Source organism: Clostridium sp. CM74B_53, assembly GCF_036318045.1.
GTDB lineage: Bacteria > Bacillota > Clostridia > Lachnospirales > Lachnospiraceae > Pilosibacter.
Window position 1 is genome coordinate 1 of record NZ_JAWQDE010000031.1, and the last position, 11,231, is coordinate 11,231.

The 11,231-nt window shown below is 50.7% G+C and carries 8 protein-coding genes; 7 read left to right on the forward strand and 1 reads right to left on the reverse strand.

The window, feature by feature from the left end:
* Positions 1-263 precede the first annotated feature (263 nt).
* The 5 genes from V2546_RS15415 to V2546_RS15435 all read left to right on the forward strand — a co-directional run bounded on the left by V2546_RS15415 (position 264) and on the right by V2546_RS15435 (position 6,238).
* Complete coding sequence (locus V2546_RS15415; protein WP_329752793.1) at positions 264-1,034, forward strand: TraX family protein; 771 nt, start codon at positions 264-266, stop codon at positions 1,032-1,034.
* 150 nt (positions 1,035-1,184) lie between these two features.
* The gene (locus V2546_RS15420; protein WP_486463603.1) at positions 1,185-2,441 is read left to right on the forward strand and encodes a BMP family ABC transporter substrate-binding protein; all 1,257 of its coding nucleotides are present in this window, start codon (positions 1,185-1,187) and stop codon (positions 2,439-2,441) included.
* Positions 2,442-2,641: 200 nt separating this feature from the next.
* Positions 2,642-4,180 carry an ABC transporter ATP-binding protein gene (locus V2546_RS15425; protein WP_329752794.1) on the forward strand — a complete coding sequence of 513 codons (1,539 nt, stop codon included), beginning with the start codon at positions 2,642-2,644 and terminating at the stop codon, positions 4,178-4,180.
* A complete protein-coding gene (locus tag V2546_RS15430; RefSeq protein ID WP_329752795.1) occupies positions 4,173-5,261 on the forward strand; it encodes an ABC transporter permease in 1,089 nt (362 codons plus the stop codon). Before V2546_RS15425 ends, V2546_RS15430 begins: the two co-directional genes overlap by 8 nt.
* On the forward strand, positions 5,258-6,238 hold the full coding sequence (locus V2546_RS15435) for an ABC transporter permease (protein WP_329752797.1): 981 nt from the start codon (positions 5,258-5,260) through the stop codon (positions 6,236-6,238). The genes V2546_RS15430 and V2546_RS15435 overlap by 4 nt, the downstream gene beginning before the upstream one ends.
* 162 nt (positions 6,239-6,400) lie before the next feature.
* Here V2546_RS15435 and V2546_RS15440 read toward each other — a convergent pair whose 3' ends face one another.
* The gene (locus V2546_RS15440) at positions 6,401-8,332 is read right to left on the reverse strand and encodes a S9 family peptidase (protein ID WP_329752798.1); all 1,932 of its coding nucleotides are present in this window, start codon (positions 8,330-8,332) and stop codon (positions 6,401-6,403) included.
* Between the two features lie 277 nt (positions 8,333-8,609).
* Here V2546_RS15440 and V2546_RS15445 point away from each other — a divergent pair, with 277 nt between their 5' ends.
* Together V2546_RS15445 and V2546_RS15450 are read left to right on the forward strand one after the other, a co-directional pair.
* Positions 8,610-9,338, forward strand: a complete 729-nt coding sequence (locus V2546_RS15445) for a YebC/PmpR family DNA-binding transcriptional regulator (protein ID WP_015554900.1) — start codon at positions 8,610-8,612, stop codon at positions 9,336-9,338.
* 126 nt (positions 9,339-9,464) lie between these two features.
* Complete coding sequence (locus tag V2546_RS15450) at positions 9,465-11,087, forward strand: Na+/H+ antiporter NhaC family protein (RefSeq protein ID WP_486463604.1); 1,623 nt, start codon at positions 9,465-9,467, stop codon at positions 11,085-11,087.
* Positions 11,088-11,231: the final 144 nt, after the last annotated feature.

Sequence of the window (11,231 nt, forward strand, 5' to 3'; positions counted from 1 at the left end):
CTCTATGGTGAGATGCTTCTGGTTGCCTGGGATATATTTACTCATAGTCAAACTCCTTCTACTGCTGTCAGAAGGACGATTAAAGTATCATATCAGTATGCATGAGTAAATATCAACTGTGCAAGAGCAAACTCCACCGCCCTTTGGAGAAGTGGAATTTAAATTTTCATTTTAGGGAAGAAACGTTGCCACTGATAAGGATTTGACCAGAGATGGTAAATGGAAGTATAATTGGATTGAGAGAAAACAACAGGAGTGACAATATGGTAAAAAATCAAGTACATTCATCTCAGACAGGAACCTTTGACATCAGTGCAGCAATGCTCCATATCATTGCTATGACATTTATGCTGATGGATCATCTCTGGGCTACGCTTCTTCCGGCGCAGGACTGGCTGACCTGCGTAGGAAGACTCGCGTTTCCCATCTTTGCATTTATGGCAGTGGAAGGATATTTTCACACGCACAGCTTTAAAAAGTACATTCTCCGGCTGCTGCTGTTTGCGGTGCTGTCGGAGATCCCCTTTGATCTGATGTATGGCGGAACCTGGTTTTATCCGTTTCATCAGAATGTGATCTGGACGCTGTTGATAGGACTCTCTGGAATCTATCTGATGGAAAAAGTTCGAAAAAAACGGAAGCTGTGGATCTTTCTGCCGACGGCGGTACTGGTCGTGCTGGTCGGAAGTGCACTTGGGACGGTAGGGATGGCAGATTACTACGGTGCAGGTGTATTGACGCTGTTTATTTTTTACTTTTTCCGGGGAAGAAAATGGTGGTGTTTTTCCGGACAGCTTCTGGCGCTTTATTGGGTCAACGTAGAGCTGCTGGGAGGTCTGATGTACCCCATCCGGCTTTTTGGCATGGACTTTGAACTCTGCCAGCAGGGACTTGCATTGCTTTCGCTGCTTCCGATCTGGCTGTATCGTGGACGGCAGGGCTGTCATACGAAAGTCTTCCAGTATAGCTGCTATGCATTTTATCCGGTCCATATGCTGCTTCTTGCATTGGTGCTGAATTATGTGAATCGATAGTCCTCTGCACCGGGTTCATGATCCGGGCGTTTATCTTCGTAACCGGAAAGAAAGTAAAAAAATGGCAAAAACAGTTGAAAAAAACATTATAAGATGCGATAATGCTACTGTATTCGTTTATTAAGCGATCTTATAATGAGGAGGATTATTATGAAGAAACAGTTAAGTGTCATCCTTGCGGCATCCATGGTACTTTCCATGACAGCATGCGGAGGCAGCAGCCAGACCGCGGAGACAACAGCAGCAGCGGCAGATACTACCGCAGCGGCAGCCGCAGACCAGACAAGCGCAGCAGCAGAAGCAGCAGGCGAGGGTGTGGATCCGGCAGATCTGAAGGTCGGTTTTATCTTTATCGGTGATGAGAATGAGGGCTATACAGCAGCGCATTACGCAGGCGCGAAGAAGATGCAGGAAGCACTCGGCCTTTCGGATGATCAGTTAATTGTAAAGTGGAACACACCGGAGGATGAGACTGCTTATGATGCGGCCGTCGATCTTGCGGATCAGGGATGCCAGCTTGTTTTTGCCAACAGCTTCGGTCAGGAAGACTACGTAAAGCAGGCGGCAGAAGAGTTCCCGGATGTCCAGTTCTGCCATGCGACCGGTTTTCAGGCGGCATCCAGCGGACTTGACAATTTCCACAACTTCTTTACAAATATTTACGAGTCCCGTTATGTTTCCGGCGTAGTTGCGGGAATGAAATTAAACGAGATGAAAGAGAAAGATCCGTCCATGGATCTTAAGATCGGTTATGTCGGCGCTTACCCGTATGCAGAGGTTATCAGCGGATTCACATCCTTCTTCCTCGGCGCGCGTTCCGTTTGCCCGGAGGCTCATATGGAAGTTACATACACAAACAGCTGGGCAAGCTTCGATCTTGAGAAAGAGGCAGCTGAGGCTCTGATCGCGGACGGCTGTGTTCTGATCTCCCAGCACGCGGATACAACAGGCGCTCCGACCGCATGTGAGGCAGCTGGCGTTCCGTGCGTAGGCTACAACATCTCCATGATCGCGACAGCTCCGACACAGGCTCTTACATCCGCATCCATGGACTGGGGCATCTACTACACATATGCAGCACAGAGTGTGGTTGACGGAACACCGATCGACGTTGACTGGTGCCGTGGATTCGCGGATGGCGCAGACAAACTCACAGAGTTAAACGAGAAGGCGGTAGCAGCAGGAACAGCGGAGAAGGTCAAAGAGGTTGAGGATTCCATCGCAAGCGGTGACCTCAAGGTATTTGCGACTGACACATGGACTGTGAACGGAAAGAAAGCGGAAGATGACGCGGAACTCATGGAGAAGTACAAAGATTACATCTACGATGGTTACTTCCACGAGTCCGAGAAAGCGTCCGCTCCGTCCTTTGATATCATCATCGACGGAATCGAGAGCAAGGCTTAATGAAGAAAGAGGCAGCAGGAACTTTTTGGAAGCTTCTGTCTGTATGAGGGGGCCGGCACCTGAAACACTGTGAAGAACAGAGCATCGGGTGCCGGTTCCGGTCTCATAAAGAAAAAAACAGAGGCGAAACTGCTGGAATACGACAGTTTCGCTTTTTCTGCTACGCATGTTTGAACAAATAAATCATAGGAGGTCTGTTTGTGGCAGCGCAGGAAAACGCAATTGAATTAAAAAATATCACGAAGCGGTTCGGCAGTGTCGTGGCCAATGACAAGGTCAGCCTGACCGTCAAAAAAGGTGAGATCCTTTCGATCCTCGGTGAGAACGGAAGTGGAAAAACGACACTGATGAACATGCTGTCCGGCATCTATTTCCCGGATGACGGTGAGATCTATGTGGACGGCAAAGAGGTGACCATCGCGTCCCCGAAGGATTCCTTCGCTCTGGGAATCGGTATGATCCACCAGCATTTTAAACTGGTGGATATTCTCACGGCAGCGGAGAATATCATCCTCGGACTCCCCGGCAAGGAAGTTTTAAAGATGGATGAGGTGCGGAAGAAAATCAAAGGACTTGTGGATAAGTATGGCTTTGAGCTGGATCCGGATCAGAAAATTTATGAGATGTCCGTTTCCCAGAAACAGACCGTTGAGATCATCAAAGTGCTGTACCGCGGAGCCAACATTTTGATCCTGGACGAGCCGACGGCGGTCCTGACTCCGCAGGAGACAGAAAAACTTTTCGCGGTGCTTCGGAACATGAGAGCCGATGGCCACTCCATCATTATCATTACCCATAAACTCCATGAAGTGTTATCCTTATCTGACCGTGTGGCGATCTTACGGAAAGGAAGCTATATAGGAACCGTTGAGACGAAGGACGCCACCTCCGAATCCCTCACCGAGATGATGGTGGGGCAGAAGGTGGATCTGGACATTAAGCGCTCTGCGCCGAAAAATCTCACGAGACGTCTCCTCGTGCAGGATCTCACCTGTGTGAATCAGGAGAGTATCATGACCTTAAACCACGCGACCTTCAGCGCCTACGGTGGCGAGATCCTTGGAATTGCCGGTGTCGCGGGAAGCGGACAGAAAGAACTTCTGGAAGCCATCGCGGGACTTGAAAGGACGACAGAAGGTTCCGTCATGTACTACCCGCCGGACGGCATCGGCATTGACCTTGCCACAAAGGACGCCACAGAGATCCGGAATCTCGGAATCCATCTTTCCTTCGTTCCGGAAGACCGTCTCGGCATGGGACTTGTAGGTTCCATGGACATCACGGACAATATGATGCTTCGCGGTTACAACAACGGACACAATTTCTTCGTGGACAGAAATACTCCGAAAAAACTTGCGGAAGATCTGATCCGGCGGCTGGAGATCGTGACACCGGGAACAACGACCCCGGTAAGACGCCTTTCCGGCGGAAATGTCCAGAAAGTTCTCGTTGGACGTGAGATTTCCTCCAACCCGACAGTCCTCATGGTGGCATATCCGGTCCGCGGACTTGATATCAACTCCTCCTACACGATCTACAACCTGCTCAACGAGCAGAAGGAAAAAGGTGTTGCGGTCATCTGCGTTGGTGAGGATCTCGACGTACTCTTAGAGCTCTGTGACAGGATCCTTGTTCTCTGCGGCGGTTCAATTTCCGGAATCGTGGACGCGAGGACCACGACAAAAGAGGAGATCGGACTTCTTATGACAAAGACCGGAAAGGAGAAGAAAGATGAGTAGTATCCATATTTCCAAGCGGGACGGAATGCCGTTTGCAAAGGCACTTATGATCCGCCTGATCGGCGTCCTGCTGTCCCTGGTGGTCTGTGCGGTGGTGATCGTAGCACTCACGAAACTGAATCCGGTGGAAGTCTACAAAGCGATCTTTTCCGGCGCGGTCGGAACAACAAGACGTACCTGGGTGACGATTCGGGATTCCCTGATCCTGCTCTGCGTGGCCATCGGCCTGACACCGGCATTTAAAATGCGGTTCTGGAACATCGGGGCGGAAGGACAGGTCCTCATGGGCGGCTGCGTGTCCGCGGCCATCATGATCTACGGTGCGGAGCATTTCGGCACAGCACAGCTCATTCCGATGATGGTTGTCGGCAGCATCGCGGCCGGAATGATCTGGGGATTGATCCCGGCATTTTTTAAGGCACACTGGAACACGAATGAGACTCTGTTTACCTTAATGATGAACTACGTTGCCATGCAAATCATCACCTTCTGTATCGTTTTCTGGGAGAACCCGGCAGGCTCCAACACCGTCGGGATTATCAACTCCAAGACAAAGCTTGGCTGGATTCCGGCTCTTTCCGGACTGGCTTACGGATGGATCGTTTTGATCGTTCTGGTGCTCACTGCCGCCATGTTCGGCTACCTGAAGTACAGCAAACAGGGGTACGAGATCTCTGTCGTAGGTGAGAGCGAGAATACGGCGAAGTATGTCGGCATCAATGTAAAGAAAGTTATTATGCGTACGATGGCGATCTCCGGCGCGATCTGCGGACTTGCGGGCTTCATCATCGTCAGCGGTTCCAGTCACACGATCTCCACAAGCACGGCCGGCGGCCGCGGCTTTACGGCTATTATTGTGGCCTGGCTCTCAAAATTCAATACATTCACCATGGTTGTGATCTCCTTTTTCCTTGTATTCATGGAGCAGGGGGCAGGTCAGATCGCTTCCCAGTTCAACCTAAATGAGAACGCCTCCGAGGTCATCACGGGAATCATCCTGTTCTTTATCCTCGGCAGCGAGTTTTTCGTGAATTACAGGATTCAGTTCAAGAAGAAAGAGGAAGGGGGACATACAAAATGAGCGTGATCATCATTTTCCTTCAGAAAGCCATTGCCCAGGGCATCGGAATGCTCTACGGCGCGCTCGGTGAGATCGTGACGGAGAAATCCGGCAACTTAAACCTCGGCGTTCCGGGCGTCATGTACATGGGTGGCATTGCCGGGCTCATGGGCGCTTTCTTTTACGAAAACGGAAATCCGGCTTCGAACGGATTTGTGGGACTTGTAATCTCCTTCCTCTGCGCATTCCTTGCAGGAATCCTTGGCGGTCTGATCTACAGTATTTTAACGATCACCCTGCGCGCGAACCAAAACGTGACAGGTCTTGCCCTGACGACCTTCGGTACAGGCTTTGGAAACTTCTTCGGGGGTTCCCTCTCTGCGCTGGCTGGCGGTGTGGGTCAGATCTCAGTTGCCTCCACAGGAGCTGCTTACGCAAAGACGATCCCTGGACTCAGCAGGATCCCGGTGATCGGACCGGTTCTGTTTTCCTACGGATTTATGACATATCTCTGCATCATCCTGGCATGTGTGTTGGCGTTCTTCCTCTCAAAGACGAGAAAAGGACTGAACCTTCGCGCCGTAGGTGAGAATCCGGCGACCGCGGACGCGGCGGGAATCAATGTTACTTTATATAAGTACCTCGCAACCTGCATCGGCTGCGGAATCAGCGGCCTCGGCGGACTGTACTTCGTTATGGAGTACTCCGGCGGAACATGGACAAACAATGGATTCGGCGACCGCGGCTGGCTCGCCGTTGCCCTTGTGATCTTCTCCCTGTGGAAACCATTAAATGCCATCTGGGGTTCCATCCTCTTTGGCGGTCTTTACATCCTGTATCTCTATATTCCGGGCGTCGGAAGAAGTACCCAGGAGATCTTCAAGATGCTGCCGTACCTTGTAACAATCATCGTTCTGATCCTCACAAGCTTCAGAAGAAAGAGAGAGAATCAGCCGCCGGCAGGTCTTGGATTGCCGTATTTCAGGGAAGAACGGTAAGAGCATAAGAAAAATAAGGTTACATAACGCAGACAAGAAGAACGAGTAAAAAGAATAGCTACAGAGATTAAAAGCCCGCCTGGGACTTTTCAATTCAGGTTTGATTCTGTTTTGAAAAGTCTCAGGCGGGCTATTTTTATGTAACAGGAAATTTTTTTTCTTTTAATTTTTTAAATATGTATCCATCCAGTCAATGATCTCCGTCATCCGGTCGATCCTGTTCTCCGGCTTTCCGCCTCTGGACAGCTCATGATTTTCTCCATGGAACAGGCAAAGTTTCGACGGGCAGCCGTTCCGCTTGATGGCGCTGAACATGGCGAGTCCTTCCGCCATATAGCATCGGTAGTCCTCATCGGAGTGGATAAAGAGTGTCGGTGTCTTGCAGTTCGGCGCAAACTGGAGCGGGGACTGCTTCCAGAGAAGCTCCACATCGGTCCTCGTGTTGGCTCCCTGGTTGTTTAAGATGAAGGTGTGTCCGATATCGGAGTTGTGCTCAAAGGATACCCAGTTGGAGATGGAACGCTGGGAAGCCGCCGCGTGGAACCGGTCAGTATGTCCGATGATCCAGTTTGTCATGAAGCCGCCGTAGGAGCCGCCTGCGACACCGAGATGTTCCGGATCGATCATCGGGTACCGTTTCAGGACTTCATCCGTGAAATCCATCAGGTTCTGATAGTCCACAGTTCCGTAGATTCCGTTGATATTTCCAAAGTCCGTGCCCCGTCCGTCAGATCCTCTCGGGTTGCAGAAGAACACAAAATATCCGCGGTTTGTCCACATCTGCATCTCATGATAGTAGACATCTGAATAAACGGTTCTAGGACCGCCGTGGATATTTAAGATACCGGGATAGGACTTTCCTTCCTCGAAACCTGCCGGTTTTAATACCCATCCGTGGATCTCGTACCCATCGCTGGCAGTAAATGTGAAGGCTTCCGGAGTCTGGACATCGTACTCGTCGGTGAGCCAGTCATTCATGTGGGTCACCTGCTCGCCGTCTACAAAAAGTTCCGCAATGTGGACGCCGTGGAATTCCATGGAGGCGATGTGTGCGCCCGCAAGATCGAAGCTGTCGCAGGAGCTTCCTGCCGTCAGCGGCCCGGAGACAGTGCCGCCCCGGGAGATCTTATAGAGATGGGAAAAATCTTCCACGGTGGAAATATAGTAAAATTCCCCGTCCACAGCCTTAAATGTCTGTCCTGCGCCGAATCTGGAATCGGAGCCCACGGAGGAGCCGCCGATGGAAGATTCATAAGGATGGATCAGCTTCATGGATCCGTCCGCGAGATCCATATGGTAGAAGTCACAGTATTTCGTCGTATCCTTATAGGAGTCATCCGTTGCCGCAATGAGTGCAGTCTTTTCGTCTAAGAGGGAGACAACTCCAGTGCGCATGGAATCCGGCGTGATCAAGGTTTTTGTCTCTCCGGTGGAGAGGTTATAGAGATAAACGCCCGGACGGATTCCCATGACACTCTGTTTCCACGGATATGCCTTGTAGAGCAGGAGTTTTCCAAGGACAGAATACTGGGAGCAGTCAGTCCATTCGTCCGCCACGTAAGTGAGCTTATCGGATCCCATATCATAGACAGCGTAACGGTTTCTCTTCGCGTTCGTGTATCCCTGGCCATTGCCCCAGAACGGAAGCTCGTCGAAGACCTCGTAAGATTTCTTCCTTGTATCCTTGTAATTATCATGGCGGATCGTCAGGAGGTAACGCCCGTCCGGGAGAAGACGGATTCCTGTGACGGAAGCCGGAACCGATGCGCGGCATGAGGCCTCGCCGCCGGACGGAGAGATTTCATAAAAGAAAGAAGTGCCGTTTTCTTTTTCCTTTTTAAGGGACGCAGTCCGGGCCGCAGTAAAGATCAGCGTATTTTCTGCTGTCCAGGACCAGATCTTCGCGTCACCGGCGCAGGTGATACGGGAGACAGTCTTCTTCCCGAGATCATACAGGTACAGGTCAGACAGATAGCCATTGGTCTCCCGGTCCGGTACGGATACCGTGAAGGCGATCTTCGTTCCATCGGGTGAGAAATGTGGGTTGCTCAGAAAACGGAACTTCAGGAATGTGTCGATCTCAATCTTCTTCATCGTCATGTCCTCCATAATTAATATTTTGTAATAGGAAATTCCGGGGAATTCCCTGTTACACAAAAAGGCACTGGATCGCTATGAAATGAGTATAAATACTCAGAGTGGAGTGTGTCAAGGAAAAGTGAAACAAGGGTATCCGGAAAAAGCGCTTGCCATATCAGAAAAATGATGTTAAAATATTTTAGACTATGTATAATGCGCACGAAAAGATCCCTGGGACTGGTGCACGAGAGATAAAAAAGAGCGAGATGCGAAGAGAAAGGAAGATAAATCGATGTCAGGACATAATAAGTTTTCCAACATCAAACACAAGAAAGAGAAAAACGACGCAGCAAAGGGTAAAATCTTTACCGTAATCGGAAGAGAGATCGCTGTCGCAGTTAAAGAGGGCGGCGCTGATCCGGCTAACAACAGCAAACTGCGTGATGTAATTGCAAAAGCGAAAGCAAACAACATGCCGAACGATACCATCGACCGCGGTATCAAAAAAGCTGCCGGTGACTTAAACTCTGTAAACTACGAGAACTTAACATACGAAGGATACGGCCCGAGCGGTGTAGCGATTATCGTTGACACACTGACTGACAACAAGAACCGTACTGCAGCTAATGTTAGAAGCGCCTTCACAAAGGGCGGCGGAAACGTAGGTGCTCAGGGAAGCGTTTCCTTCATGTTCGACCGCAAGGGCCAGATCGTGATCGACAAAGAAGAGTGTGATATGGATGCCGACGAGCTCATGATGGCTGCACTTGATGCAGGCGCTGAGGATTTCTCCGAGGAAGAGGACAGCTACGAGGTTATCACAGATCCGGACAACTTCAGTGCGGTCCGCGAGGCTCTCGAGAAAGCCGGAATCCCGATGGTAGAGGCTGATATTACTATGATCCCGCAGAACTGGGTAGAACTTACTGACGAGGAAGCGATCAAGAAGATGCAGAGAATCCTTGATCTCCTTGACGAGGATGATGACGTACAGGCTGTATACCACAACTGGGATGAATAAAGAATCGTAATTGTGTATGTTGTGATCCCCTTTCACCAGAATTGTACTGATGAGAGGGGATTTCTTCATGTAACAGGAAAATCGGAGAGCGTGGAACTCTCCGGAGACAGGAGGGAGGAATCCGTTATGACGGATATGAAGAAAAATATTAAAAGGACAGCAGTGCTTTCCGTGGTGCTGATCCTGATGTTCGCGACAACCGTATTTGGCGCAGAGCAGACGGAAGAGTATGTGCCGGCGGTCTACGCGACGTTCTGGGCGCTCGTTCCGCCGGTCGTGGCGATCGGGCTGGCACTTATCACAAAAGAGGTGTACAGTTCCTTGTTTGTCGGTGTTCTCATGGGTGGAATCCTGTATTCCGGTTTCAGCTTTGAGGGAACGATCACCCATATCTTTGAGGACGGAATGATCAGCGTTCTCTCTGACAGCTACAATGTGGGGATCCTGATCTTCCTCGTGATCCTCGGAGCGATGGTGTGCCTGATGAACCGCGCGGGCGGCTCGGCGGCATTTGGCCAGTTTGCGGCGGATCATATTAAGGGACGCGTGGGCGCGGAGCTTGCGACGATCCTGTTGGGCTGTCTGATCTTTATCGATGATTATTTTAACTGCCTGACTGTGGGAAGCGTGATGCGCCCTGTGACAGACAAATTTAAAGTCTCAAGAGCAAAACTCGCGTACCTGATCGATGCGACGGCAGCTCCGATCTGCATTATCGCGCCGATCTCTTCCTGGGCGGCCGCGGTTACCGGATTTGTTGAGGGCGAGGACGGATTTTCTATCTTCGTGCGGGCGATCCCATACAACTTTTACGCGATCCTGACGATCGTGATGATGATCGGAATGGTACTCTTACGGACAGAATTCGGCTCTATGAAATTTCATGAGAAGAATGCGCTCAAGGGGGACCTTTATACCACGCCGGGACGTCCGTATGACACGGAGAAACAGCCGGAGGTCTCTGTCAGGGGAACTGTTCTGGATCTTCTGATCCCGATCATATCCCTGATCATCTGCTGCATGATCGGCATGCTCTATACGGGTGGATTTTTCTCGGGAGAGGATTTTGTGACAGCCTTCTCCCAGAGTGACGCGTCCCTGGGACTTACGATGGGAAGCTTTTTTGGACTTTTGATCACCATCGGTCTCTATCAGGTGCGCCGGGTCCTGAAATTCTCCGAGTGCATGGCATGTATCCCGGAAGGCTTTAAGTCCATGGTCCCGGCGATCATGATCCTGTCATTTGCCTGGACATTAAAGGCGATGACGGACAGCCTCGGCGCAGATGTCTATGTGGCGACTGTGGTTGCGTCCAGCGCCCGTTCCTTCTTAAATTTCCTTCCGGCGATCATCTTCGTTGTGGGCTGTTTCCTGGCATTTGCGACGGGAACATCCTGGGGAACTTTCGGAATCCTGATACCGATCGTTGTTGCGGTATTTGAGAACAGCAATCCGGATCTCATGATCATCTCCATCTCCGCCTGCATGGCAGGAGCTGTCTGCGGGGATCACTGTTCCCCGATCTCTGACACGACGATCATGGCGTCTGCCGGTGCCCAGTGTGAGCATGTAAACCATGTGACGACCCAGCTTCCGTATGCGATCGTGGCTGCGGTGGTATCCTTTATCTCCTACATCATCGCAGGCTTCGTCCAGTCCGCCTGGATCGCACTTCCGATCGCGATCGCGCTGATGGTGATCACGATGCTTGTGATCCGCGGGATAAACGGGGTGCTGAAAGAAGAATAGAGAAGAAAAACAAAAAGGGGGCTGTCGCACTAACGTGCGGCAGCTCATTTCATATTCCCAACACAAAACGCCGAGCTTCGAAAAGCCCGGCGTTCGTGGTATAATCAGTTTATGCGACTAAACAAAATAATACAGAGAGATTAT

Excerpts from the sequence above, each read along its gene's own strand:
- V2546_RS15415 (WP_329752793.1), top strand. The coding sequence starts at position 264 with ATGGTAAAAAATCAAGTACATTCATCTCAGACAGGAACCTTTGACATC.
- V2546_RS15420 (WP_486463603.1), top strand. The coding sequence starts at position 1,185 with ATGAAGAAACAGTTAAGTGTCATCCTTGCGGCATCCATGGTACTTTCC.
- V2546_RS15430 (WP_329752795.1), top strand. The coding sequence starts at position 4,173 with ATGAGTAGTATCCATATTTCCAAGCGGGACGGAATGCCGTTTGCAAAG.
- V2546_RS15435 (WP_329752797.1), top strand. The coding sequence starts at position 5,258 with ATGAGCGTGATCATCATTTTCCTTCAGAAAGCCATTGCCCAGGGCATC.
- V2546_RS15440 (WP_329752798.1), bottom strand. The coding sequence starts at position 8,332 with ATGAAGAAGATTGAGATCGACACATTCCTGAAGTTCCGTTTTCTGAGC.
- V2546_RS15445 (WP_015554900.1), top strand. The coding sequence starts at position 8,610 with ATGTCAGGACATAATAAGTTTTCCAACATCAAACACAAGAAAGAGAAA.
- V2546_RS15450 (WP_486463604.1), top strand. The coding sequence starts at position 9,465 with ATGACGGATATGAAGAAAAATATTAAAAGGACAGCAGTGCTTTCCGTG.